18 protein-coding genes are annotated in these 17,871 nt (G+C 41.6%); 3 read left to right on the forward strand and 15 right to left on the reverse strand.

The features are described from left to right. Positions 1–70: 70 nt before the first annotated feature. The 8 genes from AAG747_RS15515 to AAG747_RS15550 form a co-directional block, all read right to left on the reverse strand. A complete protein-coding gene (locus tag AAG747_RS15515) occupies positions 71–730 on the reverse strand; it encodes a TatD family hydrolase (RefSeq protein ID WP_346822107.1) in 660 nt (219 codons plus the stop codon). Positions 731–760: 30 nt separating this feature from the next. Beyond that, positions 761–2,095, reverse strand: coding sequence for a glycosyltransferase (locus AAG747_RS15520; protein WP_346822108.1), 1,335 nt, complete (start codon positions 2,093–2,095; stop codon positions 761–763). 162 nt (positions 2,096–2,257) lie between these two features. Continuing rightward, entirely contained in the window at positions 2,258–2,995 is a 738-nt protein-coding gene (locus tag AAG747_RS15525) for an acyl-[acyl-carrier-protein] thioesterase (RefSeq protein ID WP_346822109.1), read from the reverse strand. A gap of 132 nt (positions 2,996–3,127) precedes the next feature. Next, a complete protein-coding gene (locus AAG747_RS15530) occupies positions 3,128–3,448 on the reverse strand; it encodes a DMT family transporter (RefSeq protein ID WP_346822110.1) in 321 nt (106 codons plus the stop codon). A 226-nt stretch (positions 3,449–3,674) separates the two neighbouring features. Continuing rightward, positions 3,675–5,324 (reverse strand): glucose-6-phosphate isomerase, encoded by a 1,650-nt coding sequence (gene pgi / locus AAG747_RS15535; protein ID WP_346822111.1) that lies wholly within the window; start codon positions 5,322–5,324, stop codon positions 3,675–3,677. A 151-nt stretch (positions 5,325–5,475) separates the two neighbouring features. Then, the gene (locus AAG747_RS15540) at positions 5,476–5,940 is read right to left on the reverse strand and encodes a DinB family protein (RefSeq protein ID WP_346822112.1); all 465 of its coding nucleotides are present in this window, start codon (positions 5,938–5,940) and stop codon (positions 5,476–5,478) included. Positions 5,941–6,184: 244 nt separating this feature from the next. After that, on the reverse strand, positions 6,185–6,841 hold the full coding sequence (locus AAG747_RS15545; RefSeq protein ID WP_346822113.1) for a carbohydrate-binding family 9-like protein: 657 nt from the start codon (positions 6,839–6,841) through the stop codon (positions 6,185–6,187). 213 nt (positions 6,842–7,054) lie between these two features. After that, entirely contained in the window at positions 7,055–8,149 is a 1,095-nt protein-coding gene (locus tag AAG747_RS15550; RefSeq protein ID WP_346822114.1) for a phosphotransferase enzyme family protein, read from the reverse strand. A gap of 569 nt (positions 8,150–8,718) precedes the next feature. Between AAG747_RS15550 and AAG747_RS15555 the strand changes: the two genes are divergently transcribed. Then, complete coding sequence (locus AAG747_RS15555) at positions 8,719–9,786, forward strand: LacI family DNA-binding transcriptional regulator (protein WP_346822115.1); 1,068 nt, start codon at positions 8,719–8,721, stop codon at positions 9,784–9,786. Positions 9,787–9,854: 68 nt separating this feature from the next. Here the strand turns inward: AAG747_RS15555 and AAG747_RS15560 are convergent, their stop codons facing one another. Beyond that, the gene (locus AAG747_RS15560) at positions 9,855–11,729 is read right to left on the reverse strand and encodes an LTA synthase family protein (RefSeq protein ID WP_346822116.1); all 1,875 of its coding nucleotides are present in this window, start codon (positions 11,727–11,729) and stop codon (positions 9,855–9,857) included. Positions 11,730–12,169: 440 nt separating this feature from the next. On the opposite strand from AAG747_RS15560, the gene AAG747_RS15565 reads away from it, so the two are divergent. Continuing rightward, the gene (locus AAG747_RS15565) at positions 12,170–12,640 is read left to right on the forward strand and encodes a DUF2062 domain-containing protein (RefSeq protein WP_346822117.1); all 471 of its coding nucleotides are present in this window, start codon (positions 12,170–12,172) and stop codon (positions 12,638–12,640) included. A 79-nt stretch (positions 12,641–12,719) separates the two neighbouring features. On the opposite strand, the gene AAG747_RS15570 is transcribed toward AAG747_RS15565, so the two are convergent. The 5 genes from AAG747_RS15570 to AAG747_RS15590 form a co-directional block, all read right to left on the reverse strand. Further along, positions 12,720–13,301: a DinB family protein gene (locus AAG747_RS15570; protein ID WP_346822118.1), complete on the reverse strand. Its 582-nt coding sequence runs from the start codon at positions 13,299–13,301 to the stop codon at positions 12,720–12,722. Positions 13,302–13,584: 283 nt separating this feature from the next. Next, entirely contained in the window at positions 13,585–14,136 is a 552-nt protein-coding gene (locus AAG747_RS15575; protein ID WP_346822119.1) for a DUF1572 family protein, read from the reverse strand. A gap of 182 nt (positions 14,137–14,318) precedes the next feature. Beyond that, entirely contained in the window at positions 14,319–15,197 is an 879-nt protein-coding gene (locus AAG747_RS15580) for an AraC family transcriptional regulator (protein WP_346822120.1), read from the reverse strand. A gap of 314 nt (positions 15,198–15,511) precedes the next feature. Continuing rightward, entirely contained in the window at positions 15,512–16,153 is a 642-nt protein-coding gene (locus AAG747_RS15585) for a cation efflux transmembrane domain-containing protein (protein ID WP_346822121.1), read from the reverse strand. A gap of 106 nt (positions 16,154–16,259) precedes the next feature. Next, entirely contained in the window at positions 16,260–16,604 is a 345-nt protein-coding gene (locus tag AAG747_RS15590) for a MerR family transcriptional regulator (RefSeq protein ID WP_346822122.1), read from the reverse strand. A 122-nt stretch (positions 16,605–16,726) separates the two neighbouring features. Between AAG747_RS15590 and AAG747_RS15595 the strand changes: the two genes are divergently transcribed. Next, positions 16,727–17,317, forward strand: a complete 591-nt coding sequence (locus AAG747_RS15595) for a cysteine hydrolase family protein (protein ID WP_346822123.1) — start codon at positions 16,727–16,729, stop codon at positions 17,315–17,317. 85 nt (positions 17,318–17,402) lie between these two features. Here the strand turns inward: AAG747_RS15595 and AAG747_RS15600 are convergent, their stop codons facing one another. Continuing rightward, positions 17,403–17,855 carry an acyl-CoA thioesterase gene (locus tag AAG747_RS15600; RefSeq protein ID WP_346822124.1) on the reverse strand — a complete coding sequence of 151 codons (453 nt, stop codon included), beginning with the start codon at positions 17,853–17,855 and terminating at the stop codon, positions 17,403–17,405. Between the last annotated feature and the right edge of the window lie 16 nt (positions 17,856–17,871).

Raw genomic sequence — 17,871 nt, forward strand, 5'->3', positions numbered from 1 at the left:
CATCAACCCCCCAAGGTATTCTCAAAGGCAAAATAACCCCTTGTATGTATTCCGTTAATGCCTTCTTATCCTAGAGGGATCGCTTGAAAATTTTACAAAAGCGCAAATATATATTTTCAGCTAATTTTTCCATAGGAATTTTCCGGAGCAAAGCGGCTTTTTCATACAAATCTTGGAGGAAGAGACCGTCCTGATCATCCGTTTCTAAAAAATATGATCCTTCGGGGCAGACCCGAAAACTTTCCTGAACGGAAGGTTTGAACAACAGGTCCTTTCCAAAACTAAGCAAGAGGCCTTTTTGGATAAGTTGTCTTGCCAATTCCGGCTTCTTATTATATCCATGGAGGATCCAAGGCATTGTAGGAGTTTGTTGCTGTTTGATTTGAAGAATTTCCTGATAGGCTTTTACACAGTGAATGATTAACGGCTTTTGAGTGGTTTCGGCTAACTGAACCTGGGCCTTAAATACTTCCATTTGTAAGGGGAGTGGAGTGGGGCATACTTTATCCAAGCCGGCTTCGCCAATGGCTACGACATGTAGGTTATGGACATGTTCCTTCATCCGGTCCAATTGCATTTCCCAGTCCTTTGGAATATACCATGGGTGAATGCCCAGGCTCACGAACTCAAAGGAAGGGGTTATGCTTTCTTGTGGCCAAATGATATTTCGGATGGAAAGGCCCGCTTCCTCCGGATGATGGGTGTGTACATTAATCAACGGGGTGTTCATATCAATCAGGAGTTGGAATTTGCAACCGGACTATGGCTTTACCGGTCGTTGATCCGTACTTGTGGACTTTCTGATATCCTCTAACATTCCGGCTATTTTCCCGGTCAGGTGTTTGATGGAATATTGCGAAATCCCTTGTGTGGTATTGCTGACTTTTCCGGTTGTTTGAAACTCTTCGTAAAAAACTTTTACCCGCCGGGCAATCGCTTGTGGGTTGCGGTATTCTTCCAGTACACCGGCATGCCTGCTTTGTAAGATATCGTGCACATCACTTTCTTGAGGACCGAGGCATAAAATAGGCCGGTTTACGGCCAAGTATTCAAACAATTTCCCCGGAATGCGACCATAGGCATTAGCCGCTTTATTTAACAATAAAAGCAAGACTTGGGAATTCGCGCAAAACTGAATAGCGGTTTTTCGGTCTACCTGTTCGATAAGTTGCAATTGTTGGCGGACTCCCTGCTTTTCAGCTGCTGCTACCACCAACTTATCTACCTGACCGATCAACCGGATTCTGCTATTTTCTTGAAACCCTTCGATCTCTTGGTTTAAAATGGAAAAAGCTTCGAACAAAGCCTCCGGGTTGCGGTCATCTCCTAACAGACCGGCATGAGTAAGTGTAAACATCGAATCAGGATTGGGTGTTAGGTCTTGATAATCTTCTTCATCGAATCCCCAAGGAATCACTGAAACGTTTTTTGCCCCGATACTTTCCAAATCTTTTTTCCAGCGTTTGCTGACAATGGTCATTTTATCCGCATTGCGAAAGGCCCGTTGCTCCAAACGATGATGTTTTTTGCGCCCCCAAGGGGTAAGGATTAGCTCCTGAAAATAATCGACTTGAGTCCAAGGGTCTTGAAAGTCTGCCAACCAGGGAATGCCCAGTTGTTCTTTGAGTTGGCAGGCAATCATGGTGTTGGAATGGGGAGGGCCGTCTGAAAAGAGCGCATCTACCGGGTTTTCTTTCAGGTATTTTTTTAAATATTTTACCGAAGGTTTGATCCAATAGGCCCTTGCATCGGGAATAAAAAAATTGCTGCGGATGAACACCGACAGTTTATGTTTGAAACTGCCTTTATCCGGGTCGGTGGTCAAGGCCGCGTTGACATTGGCATCTTTGGCTTTCCCGGTAAAGGCTTTGTAATAACGGTAAGGCTCAAAAATAGGCTGCTTCAATACGGTCACCCCTTCCGGAATATCCTTGAAGTTCGTTTCATCATAGCTGGGATAATGGGCATTTTCAGCAGTGAAAATGACGGGCTCCCAGCCAAACTGCCTGAGGTACTTCGCAATTTTCAAACAACGCAATACCCCGATTCCTCCACAAGGAGGCCAATAATAACTGATGATCAGTACCTTTTTCAAGTCTTAATTTTTAGATTTACCTGTTTGAATAATTTTTCATAAAATTATAAACCTTCAGGCAGTTTTGCATATTTCTATTCCAGGATACAGCAAACTCACCTCGCAAAGTTGTACGATTCCGGGAGGTGAGTTTGATTGATGAAAGAAGCTTCAAAGGTGTATTTATCTGAAGGTAACTTTCCCCCGGCATACGGTTTTGGCCGGTTCTTTTTTTAGTTCGATGATAAATTCTTCACTTGGTTGTACTTCTTCTTTGTAAAGCGCAACATTATCACTGTAATGCGTTTCGGCCGCATAGTTGATTTCAAAGCGACCGATATGCCGTTCCTGATATAACTCCAACGGAAACAAATCTAACATCCATTGCATATAGCGCATACTATTCACATGGCTGTTGGTGTCCAGGTCGCTGTATTTAACGGTTAATTGTTCGGTGGGCGCCAAATCTTTGGACACGGAAGGAACTTTTTCGGGCTGCATCACCCGGCAGGCCAGGTTGCCATCCACATAGTCATTGCCTATCAGGTTGCTGAGTGAGGCGGGTCTACGTGTGGTCAGGTCAATCATGGCCCAAGAGGAGCTGGCACCGCCTATTACTTCCTTATTGCGGTTTAGAATGTTGAAATTACGGGTGGTAAAGCGATCACCTACTTCGCTTACCCACGTTTCGATCCATATTTTTTCAAACTGCAAAGGATACTGTTCTATATCAATGGCCAAGCGGGTCAGAAACCAGGCTTTTTTATTTTCCAATAATTGTTGCAAGCCAAAGCCGCGTTCCTCCGCATGAATCCCCGCACTTTGAATCAGGTAATTCCCCAAGGTCGTAAAATTGATTTTTTGCTGAAAATCCACCTGATAAGGTTGGACCAAATACGAATAGATGCCGGTGTTTTCCATTGGTTAAAGTGTGTATCGGTTTTTAAAAAGCTAAAACTAAGAAGTGATCAAAGGACTACCAAAGAAACCCTTGAAGAGTTTTTACGGCTTTTAAGAGGTTTCCGAATGGCTATCTGTTCTACCGTTTTACGGTTATTGCTTTGAAACTAATTTTAACCCGATGATAGAACCGATCAGCAAGAATATGAAAAAGACCCGCCATAGATCCGAAGGTTCTTTAAATAAAAAGATTCCGGTCAATACCGTGCCTACTGCTCCGATGCCTGTCCAGACAGCATAGGCTGTGCCGAGCGGAATGGATTGCAGTGAGCGGTTCAACAAATAGAAGCTAATAACGGCACAGGCAAAAAAGCCTACGGACCATTTTAAATTGCTGAAATTGTTCGAAAACTTCAGGCAAGTGGTAAAGCCCACTTCAAAAATGCCTGCCAAAATTAAAAATAACCAAGCCATAATGTTAAAAAAAGAAGAGTTTTACATTGAACGTATTGCCAGGGTATGACGACAAAGCAACCCGATGGCATAGAGAGAAGCATTCTGAAGGGTGAGAGGCGTAATGCTTGAAGTTTTGAGTAGTTAAAAAAAGAATTAGCGCAAAGACGAACCTCTGCGCTAATTCTTTACAAAGATAGCTAAATTCATGAAAATTCAGCGGATTACCGGTCTACCTTTCAGAGAATTACCTCATTGCCTTATAGGCATTGATTAAACCGTTGGTAGAACTGTCGTGCGAAGTGACAGGCGTATCGTTTTCCAATTCCGGTAAAATTTTATTGGCCAGTTGTTTGCCGAGTTCCACACCCCATTGGTCGAAACTGAAAATATTCCAGATCACCCCTTGAACAAAGATTTTATGTTCGTACATGGCGATCAGGCTGCCCAAAGTATGTGGAGTCAGTTGCTTGAACAAAATAGAGTTGGTAGGCCGGTTGCCTTTAAACTCTTTATACTTTGCCAGCCGGGTGATTTCTTCTTCACTTTGCCCGGAGTTTTGTAATTCCGCAAGGGCTTCCTCATAGGTTTTTCCCTTCATCAAAGCTTCCGTCTGAGCAAAGAAGTTGGACAGCAATTTAGGATGGTGGTCGCTCAATGGGTTCTGACTCACGGCCGGAGCCAGAAAGTCGCAGGGAATCAACTTGGTTCCCTGGTGGATCAATTGGTAAAAGGCGTGCTGTCCGTTGGTACCGGGTTCTCCCCAGATGATTGGTCCGGTCTGGTAGTTTACCTCTTCTCCGTTGCGGTCGATGTACTTGCCATTGCTCTCCATATTCCCCTGTTGGAAATAGGCTGCAAAGCGATGCATATATTGGTCGTACGGAAGAATGGCCTCTGACTCGGCTTCAAAGAAGTTATTGTACCATAAACCGATCAAAGCCAATAACACCGGAACGTTTCCTTCCAGATTGCTTTCCCGAAAGTGTTTGTCCATGGCATGTGCGCCTGTCAAAAGCTCTTTGAAATTTTCAAAACCTATGGCACAAGCAATGGATAATCCGATGGCTGAACACAAGGAATAACGGCCGCCTACCCAGTCCCAGAATTCAAACATATTTTCCTCGTCAATGCCAAAGGCTATCACTTTTTCACGGTTGGTAGAAAGTGCCACAAAATGCTTGGCTACATGAGCTTCTTCCCGGGCTGCTTTCAAAAACCATTGCTTGGCCGAATGGGCATTGGTCATCGTTTCCTGTGTGGTAAACGTTTTGGACGCGATGATAAACAAAGTGGTTTCCGGATCCACTTTGTTCAGTGTTTCGGCGATATGCGTTCCGTCCACATTGGATACGAAGTGGACATTGATATGCTCTTTTTTATAGGCTTTTAAGGCTTCGGATACCATTAATGGTCCCAGGTCTGAGCCTCCGATGCCAATGTTGACAATATCTTTGATGGCTTTGCCTGTGTAGCCTTTCCAGCTCCCTGAAATAACTTTATCAGAAAACATCTCCATTTGGGAAAGTACGGCATTGACTTTCGGCATCACATCTTCTCCATCCACAAGTACAGGGGTGTTGGATTGATTGCGTAAAGCAACATGCAGCACTGCTCTTCCTTCCGTTTCATTGATTTTTTCACCGCCAAACATTTGTTCGATGGCTTCCGGCAGTTTCACCTCTTTGGCGAGTTCAACCAATAATTTCAAGGTTTCGTCAGTAATGATATTTTTAGAATAATCCACTAAAATATCTTCGAACTTCACCGAGAAACGGGCAAAACGTTGCGGATCTTGAGCAAATAATTCTTTCATCTGTACTGCCTGCATATTCTGAAAATGTGTTGCCAGGTTTTGCCAGGCAGCAGTTTTTGTAGGGTTAATTTTATTTAGCATAGATTTCCTTTTTTGAGAAGTTGAATTGAACTTGTTGGGTATTTTTTTCGGTAAACAAATCTCTGAAAAAGATGGGAAACCCGGAAGTAATGCAGGTTTTTTATATACAGGCTTCCTGTCGGTTACGATGACCGTTTTTTGCATTGAATTGCTATAAAAGGCTGTTCAACAGGGCTATCTGACCAATATGATAGAGATCGTGTTGAGATAGTCCATTGAGTAAAAATGTATAATCGTAATTTCGTCCGGGTACGGTTTTCAAAAGAAAATCCTTGTCAAGCGAAGCAATTATTTTACAAAGGGTTTGATGGCTCTTTTCAAACTCATCGATTAAAGTTTGCCATTCTTCCTGGGTATACGTTTTGTCTTTATTCCAGTCGGCTCTGCTATTGACTTGGATATCAAAGGGTTTATCCCCTTCTAATTTCCGTTGGATAAAGCTCCTCCAGGATAACATATGTTCCAGAATCTGACCGATAGAGTTAGATTGATGGGCGGTTTTACGGTTGACTTTGTCATAGGCTACCCCTTGAAGAATAGGTAGGATGGCGGTTCCGTGCCAAGGGTTTCCCGAGTGGAGTTCCTTAAGGTTTTGAATTGTTTCCTGGATATTCATGATTGGTTTTTTAAAAAATGATGATAGAAAAAAATAGTGCAGGCTTTTTAAGCACTACGTGAAAAGTAATAAATTTTAAAAAGATAATTAAACAGAAAGGAAGGAAAGACTTGGAAAAGCCTGAGGGAATGAGAGCATGTTTAAATTTATCAAAAACGAATTTTAAACATGCTCTGAATGCAAATGAACCGAACAAGCAATTGGCAACTTTTTCGTGATTACTTGTTCGTGTTAAAAGGAAGTCTTATGGTCGTTTTTCAAACGCGATTTTGCCAAAAAATTGAGGCAAATGGAAGTTAGGTTTGTGATACTCGATAGGACTCCAGGAGATATAATGAGGCTTTGCTAACTCATCTCCGCATTTGTAAAAATTAGCGGTGCATGAAAGTCCTTCTAATTGTAAATCCGGATCGTAGAGAAAGGCATCCGTAGGAATGAAGATGGTGAGGGTCCAGGGAGTAGCAAGGCTTTTTTCTTCAAAAGGTTGGTCCCCCAGGCTGGAAAGTGTCCGTATGTTAAAAATCTGTTTATGACTCAAGCGCTCCCGGTCTCCGGGAATGCCGTAACCGACTAGGGGTGTCCCGATACAGTTGAATTCGAAATTATAATATTGGGTATTGTTCAAACTGATAAAAAATTCAACACAACTATCCGTATAGACGGCTTCGTTGAGTTGGGCGTATTTGGCCCGGGTACTTTCTTCGCTGACCTGGTATTTCAGAAAAATTCCCGCTTCATTGTAGGCGATGTGGAATTGCACCTCGGGATGGTAAGGAAAGCGCTCTTTCCAGGACGATTCCTTGAGAGCATGGGCAGGAGTAGTATCCAGACGCTCGGACAGGGTGTTTAACGATTCGTTTTGCGGATCAAAAGTAATATATGGAATCTTGAGACTGCTCATGAGATGAGATTTAATTAGAAATTTAGACAAGGGTTTCAAGACAAAAGTATAGAAGGGAAGCAAAGATTCATAATCTGAGTGAATGTCCTTTTGGAGGAAGCAAGTGAAAGGCAATTTGCTTAAAAAAATAAACCTTCAACCAAAATGGAAGAAGGTTTACCGAGAAATATAAATATAAAAATGAAATTGAACATAGATTCTTTACATACTGTGTCAGTGCAGTTTGAATATAATATTTTTCATATCTTCCATTTGTCGCTCGGCACTGTACGTGAGCTTAAATTGCGCTCTGGCTCTTTGCAAGTTGTGTTCCGGGAATTTGATTTTATAATAATTATCCCCATCCAAATAATCCGTCAAAAAGCGTAAACCCATTATAAAGGGCATAAACTTGGCCGAGTAGGGAAGTAATTCTATTTCTTTGGGCGTTAAAGCTGACTGGGTTTGTTCTAAAAAGCCCTGTGCATATGCTTCAAACATGGTAATGTTCATTTCAACCTTTGACAGGTCCGCTTCATCTTCCGCACCGGTGTTGGCCGAAGTCCGGATGGCATCCCCAAAGTCAAAATGTACCAAGCCCGGCATTACGGTATCCAAGTCGATCACACACAAACCCTTGTCATTTTCATCCAAGAGCACATTATTAAATTTCGTGTCGTTATGAGTGATGCGTTCTGGCAACTCGCCTTTTTCCCTCAATTCTTGCAACAGACACATTTCTTTGACCCGGTCTTCAACAAATTCGATCTCCTCCGCCACAGATTGAGCCCTGTTGACAGGGTCCTTTTTTAAGGTGCGGAAAAACGTTTCCAAACGGGTGACCATATTGTGAAAGTTCGGAATGGTTTCGTGCAAAGGGCCACCAGGCAAATCAGCCAGTAAAGCTTGAAATTTGCCGAAGGTCTTGCCTCCTTCATACGCTTGTTCCGGAGTTTCTACAATGTCATAAGAGCGGTGATTCGGAATAAAGAGAAACACCCTCCAATAGTCTCCTTTCGCATCTTGATAATAGATGCCTCCTGTTTTAGTGGGAATTAAGGTCAACACTTCCCGTTTAGGGTCGCATCCGGGAATAGTTTTCAGTTTTTGTTGTAAGTGTTCAGTGACCCGCTGGATGTTTTCCATCAGTTCGGGTACCTGTTTAAATATATGATGATTGATTTTTTGTAATAAATAATCGTCTTTTCCCGGATCTTGGTTGATTAACCGGAGAGTATCATTAATATGACCGTTCCCAAAGGGTACAGCCTGTTTTATGTCTCCATCGATCTGAAAATGATCGAATATCGCTCGCGCTTCACTCAGCATAAATTGCAAATATTTAATTCTTACTTCGGCAACCCTGTTCTATTACACAACAAATGGATAAAAAATAGTTAGTTGTAATTGCTCCCCATTATGTAAGCCAAAGGCTTTCCAAAGTCGAGAGTATCCTATTTGTTTTGTTGTACTCATTACAATTTAAAATCAAACATACCTGAATTTTTTTTAAATCACAAGGATTTGTAAGAAAAATGTGTACGTACACAGATTTTTTGTAGTCGTACACATGTACTTGCGGATTTTTGTTGAATTTCGTAAGTTAGCTTTGTGTTGGCCAAAGGCTTGAAATTTTGGAAGCGGAGAGTGGAAGGACGCTTGCAAAAACGGGGTGGAGGTATGATGAGAAACAGATTGGGGAAAGGCCACAGCTGGATTTATGGAATGGCAAAGAGTCTGTATACCTAGTCTAACGGAATACTGTTATCTTTGTAGAAGTAATTCTTTATATGAATTACCATATGGTCAATGAAAGGATGCAACACCTCCATTGAATAACAGGTATAGGTTTGTAAAAATGAACTTACTTATTAAAACCAGTCTCAAAACCAGGATTGATGAATAATAAAAATTATACTATCAAAGACATTGCGCGGTTGTCCGGTGTATCCATTGGTACTGTGGATCGCGTTTTGCATAACCGGGGCAATGTATCGGAAAAAGCCGAACAGAAAGTGAAAAAAGTGTTGGAAGAAATTGACTACCAACCCAATTTGGTTGCCCGTACATTAAAGAAAAACAGGGTTTGCCGTTTTAGTGTTTTGATTCCGGATTACCGGAAAGATACGTATTGGTATCAACCGTACCTGGGAACCCAACATGCCGCGAAAGATTTACGACAATTTAACCTGTCTATTCAAGAGCACTTATTCGATCCTTCTGACAAAGGCTCATTCAAAGAAATGGCCCGGGAAGCCTTGAGTACCCAACCCGATGGTTTTTTGGTGGCACCTTTCTTTTTTAAAGAGTCGCTGGAGTTTTTTAAAGAATGTGACCGGCAGAAGATTCCTTATATTACATTTAACACACATATTGAGGAAGCCAGTCCTTTGAGCTTTATCGGTCAGAACCTGCATAAAAGCGGTCGGTTAGCCGCGCACCTGTTGCATATGAACCGGGTTGCATTGAAGAAGCTATTAGTCTTGCATGTGGAGGAAGATGTGAGTGCATCCAGGCACTTGCAGGAGAAAGAAGCGGGGTTTAGAGAATACTTTAAGGTGTTGGGCGCAGAAGAATGGGTACAAACCTTGGTGTTGGGCAATGGGTCTATGAAAGAAGAACTGGCAAAATACCTTCATCAACACGAAGATTTAAGTGGGGTATTTGTAACTTCTTCGAAAGCTTACCGCGTGCTTCAGAGTTTTACAAAAATTAAAAAGCAATTGGTCATTGTGGGATATGATTTGTTGGAAAAGAATATTGAACATTTGAAAAAGGGGGAAATTGATTATCTTATTCATCAGAACCCCTACCGTCAGGCATACTTAGGGGTCTCTTATTTGTTTGAAGATCTGATTTATAAGAAAGATATTCCGAAAGAAGTCTTATTACCTTTGGACATTATCACTTCTGAAAACTACGAGGAGTACTTGGCGGGACAAGAGCGGAAAGGAGATTTGAAATAAATTATAAGCATGCTAAAAAACGGAGCGTAGATGACTTTTTCATCTACGCTCCGTTTTTTATGAGGGGTTTATTTTTCAGGCTGATGTTCGGCATGTAAAGAGGGCTTATCCAAATCATCCATATCCGTAAAGAGCATTTGTAAATGTGCTTTTCCTGTATCCATAGCTTTTTGGCTCACCTTTCCTTCCTTTTTAATATATTGTTTGCCTACGTTGTCATAAACGATGTGAAAACTATCACTCAGAATGCCAAAGCCATTGATAAAGGTATAAAAGGCATAAGAATTAGGCTGATCCGTAAGCACATTTCTACCGAATTTATAATGCTCATGAGGCAAGTCCAGTTGGCCCAAAATCGTAGAAGCAATGTCATTTTGGGAAGCATAGGTATGAATAAGGGTGTCGTGTACAGCCAAGGCACCTCCGGCCATGATCAATGGAATGCGGAAGCGACCTTTGTCAGTACTGTTAAATGTTCCCGGAATGGCGAAGGCCACCGAATGGTCTGCTGTAATCACGACCAATGTATTGTCCCACCAAGGTTGCTTTTTGCAACGCTCGATAAATTCGCCCAAACTTTTGTCGGTATAGTAAGCCGAATTCAAAAATTTACTGGTCACATCACTCCCTTCTATTACCGTTTCCATCGGGACTTTAAACGGTTCATGACTACTTACCGTCCAAGTAGCGGTAAAGAAAGGCTCCTGCAAATTTTCAATTTCTTCAGAGAGGCGTTCAAAGGCATAATGGTCGTCTACACCCCACTCCGAATTGTAGGTGGAAGGATCAAAATCTTCCATATCTACCATCACATCAAAGCCCGCATTTTTAAAGTAAGAGCGGAAGTTTACATAATTCATATTATGCCCAAAAACCAAAGCCGTATTGTAACCGGCCTTTTTTAAATCTTTGTTCAAAAAGGGTAAGTGCAACGTTTTAGTCGGGTATTTGATTACTGCCGAAGTTGGGTGGGACGGATAACTACTCAATGAAGCGACAATCCCCTTTTCGGTACGGTCGGCATTGGAGTAAAAGTTATCAAACAAAACACCTTCTTTCGCTAATTGATTAAGTGTGGGCGTGATTCCTTTTTCTCCTCCCAATACTTCGATTAGCCGTGCAGTAAAGCTTTCCAGCCCTATAAAAATTATATTGGGCCTTTGGTTTTTAAGAAGTTTTACGGTTTTGCCTTTTTCCTGATAAATCTGACCAAAAAGCTCTTGGCTTTTTTCCTGATCAAAATAGTCTTTAGGTAAAGACAACTTATTCATATGGGTCAGGGCATACATTAAATTCCAGGCCATGTTGACTGCGGCATGATTGGCAAACAACTTATTGGGATGGTAATAGACAAATCCTGAATTGATAGGATTCATTCCCAAACTTCCGCGGATAGGCAAAATCATAGCCGCAGTAAGTAATAAAAAAGCCAGTGAGCTTTTCCAATTGTCAGTTTTGATTGCCTGGAATACAGGGCGCACTTTTTGGAAGTACACCCATAAACTTCCACCAATCAAAGCGGCCCCAATCAACAAGAGTTTGATTGTGGTCCAGGTATCGGAAGGACCTACCCATGCCTCCGGTTCATATTTGAGTGGCGTGGTATCCAAACGAAATCCCCATGCACTGTATAATTCCATATCCACGATGGTCAAAAGACTGATAATGGGTATGAGTAAACAGGTGTATACGGAAATAATCCTGGCGGGCCATTTCCCTCCGGTATAGGAGGTCAGCAGTAAGAGTAAACCGGGAAGTAATAAAAAATAGCCCACCATTGAAAAGTCCAGCCGGCTTCCATGTAAACAGGAAAGCAGCCATTCTTCCAAATTGAGTTCTTTACTGAATTGCCATTGGTAAGCCATAAAGCCCAGACGGCTAAGCATAAAAAATCCATACCAAAACAGGGCGTACGTAAAAAATGCTTTTATTCTTTGTCTCATGACAAGTTTGTGATATTGGTTTGTGGTCTCTGGTTTCCAGAAGGTTATTTTTGTTCTTCTTTCGTTCAAAAAGGTCAATCAACAGGACAAGAATCATTGTGCTTAGCATCTGTCAAACCTTTGTATACCATGAACTTTATTGCCAAGTTGACCGGTAAAAATCAGATGTATCTTGGTGTTTATTGCTCTGGTTTTTATTCTTACCAGTCATAAAAACCAAGTCCTTTGGATTTTGAGAAAATTTTGCCAAAGTTACTAGTAAAATAATTAATGATAAGACAAACCCCGGTTAAAATTGGACAAGGAAATACGTCTTTTTCAAAGTATTTGTTTTTGATTTGTAGTTGTGAAATTCATTTAGGGCTTAAATCAGCTGATTTTTGCGTGTGAGGCGGGTCCTTTTTTCAATGATATAGCGAGTACCTGTTACTGAGCCATGTATGTTTCGAATTTTTAAGACAAAAGTTATTGATCCGCTTCTTCATTTGCTTAAGCAAGGAGTATCTCCTCAAAAACTGGCTTTGGCAACGGTGATCGGAATGGGCATGGGTGTTATGCCGGTGTTGGGTGTGACTACGATGATCTGCGCAGGGCTTGCATTTCTCTTGAGGCTAAACATGGTGGCCATTCAGGTGGTAAATTATGCCATGTACCCTTTGCAGTTGATGTTGTTTCTGCCCTTTTTACAAGCGGGGGCTAACTTTATGGATGTGCCTTTAGCCTTATTTTCCATAGAGCAAGTGCTGGCATTGTTTGACAAAGGCTGGTTAGTAGCCGGACAGCAATTGGGCGGTGCTGTATTAGGGGCTGTATTGGTTTGGTCCTTGACGGTTCCGTTGGTGGCTTTTCTCTTGTATTTTGTACTCGTAATGATTTACGAAAAGGCATTGGTAAAACTGAATAGCAAGTAATCTTACCATTACAAAAAATACAAAAAGCAATATGAGTCCCCGAGTGTCACCGGCCTGACAGTACACAAATAGCTTTGATTCAGACTTGTGGAAAATCCGTCTGTTTCATCAGGTTTTTTGCTTGCCGGAAGTGCCTTTTTTCATGTTCTAACAAAATCCTGATAGCATCTTTCAAACTGAAAACAATACTTTTGGACGCCGGGGAGCTCAGGTACGTACGATTATGGTCAACTTGATCAAGTTGGCGGATATGTTGTAACAATAATTTTTGATGGTGGTCAAAATCGCCAAAGATAGAATGCGTGACCGGTAAGTGCGGAGGTTCGAAAATGTGAAAGGTTTTGGATTTCCGTTTAGGTACTTCTAATACCGCATTGAACACCAAATTTCCACAGTACTTTCTCCAAAATGCAAATTTACCCAACAAGGGTGTTGTTGCTTTTCCACTTAATAATTGTTCGAATTTCTGAAAATACTGCTCATTGCAAGTGATGAGATGATTCATATTTTCTCCGATACTCCATATTGTGTTTTGCGGCTTCCAGTTGAGTTGAGAAACGGACAGTTCACCGAAGGTGTCCAGAAATTGTTGGGGCAACCTCTCCGCTTCCTGAAGCAGAGGTATCAGGTAGGCATTGTGCATTGTATAGGTATTTTCCATGGCGAGTGTTTGTTGAAATTTTGTGGAAGCTCATTGAATCTTCTCTTTTGACCTTATGAAGCATCTCTATACTTCGGATGTCATAATTTCCAAAAACAAAATTCCAACTGCTTCATAGACAAGTTACGCATTTTGAAGTTAGCGAAAAATACCTTTGCATATGAATAATTTTGGGATTTTTATTACCTGAAAAGGTTTAAGAAAAAAGAATGTAAAGCTCCTTTTCCGAATAATGAAGCTAGATCAGAACGAGTCTTACATTCTTCAATCCTATTTAATGGGTTTATACAAAATGCTTGCGTTGTTTTTCCCGGCTAAATTTTTCCCGGTTAAACGACTGGGAGTCTCCTTTAGGGATGGACAACGACAGCCAGTTTTCTTTACAAATCATTTTTGCCAAGAATACGATTTGTCCGGTATGGTACGAGTAATGACTCAGTTGCCGGTTGATAGCCTCCAGTACAGTGTGGCCTTCGTTGCGGATGTAAACAATTTTTTGCAGGTCTTCATCGCTCAACGGATCAATGGCATCAAACAGGCATTTCCAGCCTTTTTCCCAATAGTCCGACATGGCAGATTTATTGTTGAAGTCCGCTTCAAATTCCGCGTCTCTGTTGCGCCAGCTTTTTTCTCCATCCGAAGTTAAAAAATCCGTCCAACGCGACAACATGTTGCCCGACATATGTTTCACCACAATGGCTATACTGTTGGGCAAACCTTCGGGTTGCCAGTGTATATCTTCATCGTGGATTTGTTGTATGGCTTTGTCTGCAAGGGATTTGTAATAGCGAAAAAGTTGGCGAATGCTTTCCAGGTAATTGGCCGTTTGTTTCATAAGTATCGATTTAAAGATTGGCTAATTGGATTTTATACCTATTAAAATTAAGTGGAATTTTGTAGAAGGAGTTTGTTCATTGGTCCATTTTTTTTGTTTTGGAGCTCACAGGTTTAGGCATGGACCGGATGAAAAAAGGAGGGAAGGAAGTTTAGAAAACAAAAAACTGTTTTGACATGTATTTATAGTAAATCTTCTTTTTGAAATTCCGTAGGACTAAATCCGGTATGTTGTTTAAAGACTTTTGAAAAGTGGGAAAGGTTTTGAAAGCCACAGTGAAAGGCGATTTCGGATATATTCATATCCGTACTATTGAGCAAGCGTTGTGCGTGTTGAAGCCTTTTGTGCAAAAGCCACTTGCCCGGTGAGGTTTGATAAAAGGATTCAAAGTGTCTTTTGAATTTGGAAAGACTCATTCCGGCTAACTGCGCAAAGTCTTTTAAAGCAATATTGGCGGTGAAATTGCTTTCCATCACCTCTTTTAATTGCACCTCATTGTTTTTGATGGTGAGTGCCTGCAAACATTCCCGGAGGGTATGGTTGCTCTTTACGTCCAATATATGGATCAACAATTCTTTGACCCGCAATTTGGCAATTTCTTTTTCTTTGCTGGAATGGGCTTGTGTGCTGATGTCCGAAATGGCTTGTAACAAACTCTGTAATTGATGATCCACTGTAAAAGGGACACTGGTGTGAATAATTTGGTTTTGAGGATCGGACGGAAACAGGTGTTGAAGTTCTTTGAAAAAGTCGCAGAGGTATTGGTCCGAAGTGAAGAGCAGCAAGCTTTTATAACAATCGTCCTGATCGGGAATTTCAGACATCACAAAAGAGCCTTTTTTCAGGAACAAACCCTCGCCGGGCTGGATGGTGTATTGTTGGTCGGTAGTGATGATTTTTTTGATGCCTTGAATCACGAAAACCATAAAATGATCTTCCGACCAAAGTTTATGCTGTGTGGGGCCTAAGTAAGAGCGATATTCTGCATAAATCAGGTCGTTTAGTACCAATGTGTTGTGTTCATCTGTAGCGCGAAAGTAATCCTGTAGTTTTATATCCATCCTATGTGAGTTGTTAATCTATCGCAGAATGCAGAATGTGACGACCTACAAAGGTATAATTTAAGAAATTATTAGCAGATTTACTTCCCGGAAATGTACTTTTTCCCTGCAAATTGCGCAGTATTTACCCCTTTTGACGTGATATGAGCATATATGTATTTTAGTCTTTGGGCTGTAAAGAGAAGTGCTAGCCTTTGGTTTGTCTGCGTTTTTTGCCAAGCGACCGAGGCTGTTTTGTGGAAAAAATACAGCTGCCAGTATGCAACCCCGGTTCTTTTAATAGATCAAATGGCTTTTGTAGCAACTGATCGGAATCAATCCTTGCAACCACAGGATAAAGCCCCTGTGCGGGCTTTTTGGAAAGCTTCTTTGCCCTCTTTATAAGCAAACCAGGCAATGACCAGGCTTCCCGCAGCATCGATATAAGGTAAATGTAACCATTCATATAAGAGGCTGGAAATGAGCAAAACCAAGGATAAACGGAAACAAGTAAGGGTACATTTGGCATCGGCAATGATGGGGGCCGAGTTAAGTTTCCGGCCTACGGAAAGTTTGTGTTGATAGAGAAAGTACATGGTCAGAATTGAAAGTATAGCGATGATAATGCCGGAGAGCGTGGTGACAGGGTGCTTTTGTTGCCAAAGTTGAAAAGAGGCGCCCAGCACCAAACTGACGGTTAGTAGATAGAATGCCGTTCCGGTAACTTTCAGTGCCGTTACTTCGAACCGGTCTCTTTGTGCAATGTTATGTTTCCGGAGCCGCCAATACAAATGAGCAATACCCAGGCCGGAAATGACTTCTACAAAGCTGTCCATACCAAAGCCAAATAGGGCCAGGGTTTCATCGTCTATACCGAAATAAGTAGAAATCCCCCCTTCCAAGATGTTGTACAGAATAGAAATCAAGGCCAACCACCAGGCCCTTTGAAAAAGTTGCTGCTGTTTCTTTCCTTCCATACCATGAAAATAGTCATTGGACAGGGGTTTGTAAAGGGTTTGGAAAGATAAGCAAGGGAGTAGGACAAATAACTTTTTCCATACATATAGCTCCTTTTGGTATGCCTTATCTGTCTTCTTGTGAATCCTCCGGAGAGCTATCTAAATTCAACTTTTCCAACATTTCATTTAGCACCTTCATCCTTGTTTCTACTTTGCGTACGGCAGCTTCCAAGGTAAAGCCTTCGTCCATCAACTCTTTGATCAACAAAATTTTCTTGATGTTTTGATAATCATAGCGTCTGTTTTTTCCCACCTCTTCTGTGAGGGAATGAAGGATGCCCTTTTCTTCCCAATAGCGGATCTGACGGGTGGGGACTCCTGTGATTTTGGCTACTTCGCCGATACCTACGATCAACTTATTTAAAAAATCATAATCAAAGGCCAGTTCTTTTTTCTCCGGTTTTTCCATGAGTATGCAAATGTAAATTATTTACAATTATTGTTGCAAAAATACATTTGATGCTTTTGTTTTGCAATTGTAGATTATTTACAATTTAGGGTGATTATTTAAAATAAAGGTAAATTTTTGTCATGAAAAACGCTGCATTGGTTTTAATTGAAACTCAAAATGAGTGGTTGGCCCCGGAAGGAAAGCTTCAGGCGTTCATCCAAGACCGCTCTCTTTTTGAGCGATCGGTGATAGGTATCGAAAAGGCATTGGGCTTTGCCCGGAAGGTAAGGATGCCGGTGGTGTATGTAGGTTTGCGGTTTAAAAAAGGATATCCGGAGTTGGCCAATGGGAAAGCAGGTTTGCGAAAAGCCATTCCTCAAGTAGGGACTTTTCCCGAAAATGCGTTTGGTAGTGCCTTTTATGAGCCTTTTCAACCCTTGGAAAACGAGTTTGTGGTGTCGGGTAGGACCGGGGCCAGTGGTTTTGCCGGCTCCAATCTGGATATATATTTAAGAACCCAACAGATCGAAACTTTATATATCGCAGGCTATGCCACACATGTATGTGTAGAGTCTACGTTCCGGGAAGCACATGACAAAGCCTATACAGCCGTAGTACTTTCCGATGCCTGTGCGGCTTTTAATGAAATACAACAAGCGTATTTCTTAAAGGAGGTAGTGCATCACTTTGGAAAAGCGATTACGACTGAAGAATTTACCTGCTTGGATTAGACAGAAGTTAGGCTTTCGTTGTGAGCGATTGGACAATAAGAGAAAGAAAAAACAAATCCCTGACAACGAAAACCTTTGCATTGAACTACGCCTTTTCAGGAACTTCTTCCCAAACGAAATTTTCGGTTTTTTCCATGGCATCAATCATATGTTTGCCTATTTGTGGAGGGATCGTCAATTTTCGTAGATGAGTGTCCATCCAGGCTCCGTCCACGGTCAGTAAAGCGCACAAAGTGCCGTCCTTTTTCTTGATTTCATGGACGAGGCTGTATCGCGAATAGTCTTTTCGTAACTTAGCTATTTTGATATTGATGGTAGGTTCTTCACCGTACAACAATTCCCTGCGAAAAACACATTCTTCCCGGAAAAGTACCGGGCCGAAGTGTTCCTCTTTCATGGCCTTCATGGTAAGTCCATGAGAATTGAGAAAGTCCGTCCGGATCATAGCGCCCAAGTCGTAATATACCGAATGGCGAACATGAAAGTTGGAGTCAATATCTGACCAGCGCAATTGCATTGATTTTTCAAAATCACTCATAATGCCGTGTTGTTTA

The organism is Rapidithrix thailandica, assembly GCF_039710355.1.
GTDB classification, from domain to species: Bacteria; Bacteroidota; Bacteroidia; order Cytophagales; family Flammeovirgaceae; genus Rapidithrix; species Rapidithrix thailandica.

Coding starts and splice junctions, on each gene's coding strand:
- AAG747_RS15590 (WP_346822122.1), bottom strand. CDS start 16,604: ATGGAAAAACCGGAGAAAAAAGAACTGGCCTTTGATTATGATTTTTTA.
- AAG747_RS15585 (WP_346822121.1), bottom strand. CDS start 16,153: ATGGAAGGAAAGAAACAGCAGCAACTTTTTCAAAGGGCCTGGTGGTTG.
- AAG747_RS15560 (WP_346822116.1), bottom strand. CDS start 11,729: ATGAGACAAAGAATAAAAGCATTTTTTACGTACGCCCTGTTTTGGTAT.
- AAG747_RS15515 (WP_346822107.1), bottom strand. CDS start 730: ATGAACACCCCGTTGATTAATGTACACACCCATCATCCGGAGGAAGCG.
- AAG747_RS15555 (WP_346822115.1), top strand. CDS start 8,719: ATGAATAATAAAAATTATACTATCAAAGACATTGCGCGGTTGTCCGGT.
- AAG747_RS15550 (WP_346822114.1), bottom strand. CDS start 8,149: ATGCTGAGTGAAGCGCGAGCGATATTCGATCATTTTCAGATCGATGGA.
- pgi (WP_346822111.1), bottom strand. CDS start 5,324: ATGCTAAATAAAATTAACCCTACAAAAACTGCTGCCTGGCAAAACCTG.
- AAG747_RS15570 (WP_346822118.1), bottom strand. CDS start 13,301: ATGGAAAATACCTATACAATGCACAATGCCTACCTGATACCTCTGCTT.
- AAG747_RS15575 (WP_346822119.1), bottom strand. CDS start 14,136: ATGAAACAAACGGCCAATTACCTGGAAAGCATTCGCCAACTTTTTCGC.
- AAG747_RS15580 (WP_346822120.1), bottom strand. CDS start 15,197: ATGGATATAAAACTACAGGATTACTTTCGCGCTACAGATGAACACAAC.
- AAG747_RS15595 (WP_346822123.1), top strand. CDS start 16,727: ATGAAAAACGCTGCATTGGTTTTAATTGAAACTCAAAATGAGTGGTTG.
- AAG747_RS15525 (WP_346822109.1), bottom strand. CDS start 2,995: ATGGAAAACACCGGCATCTATTCGTATTTGGTCCAACCTTATCAGGTG.
- AAG747_RS15530 (WP_346822110.1), bottom strand. CDS start 3,448: ATGGCTTGGTTATTTTTAATTTTGGCAGGCATTTTTGAAGTGGGCTTT.
- AAG747_RS15545 (WP_346822113.1), bottom strand. CDS start 6,841: ATGAGCAGTCTCAAGATTCCATATATTACTTTTGATCCGCAAAACGAA.
- AAG747_RS15565 (WP_346822117.1), top strand. CDS start 12,170: ATGTTTCGAATTTTTAAGACAAAAGTTATTGATCCGCTTCTTCATTTG.
- AAG747_RS15600 (WP_346822124.1), bottom strand. CDS start 17,855: ATGAGTGATTTTGAAAAATCAATGCAATTGCGCTGGTCAGATATTGAC.
- AAG747_RS15540 (WP_346822112.1), bottom strand. CDS start 5,940: ATGAATATCCAGGAAACAATTCAAAACCTTAAGGAACTCCACTCGGGA.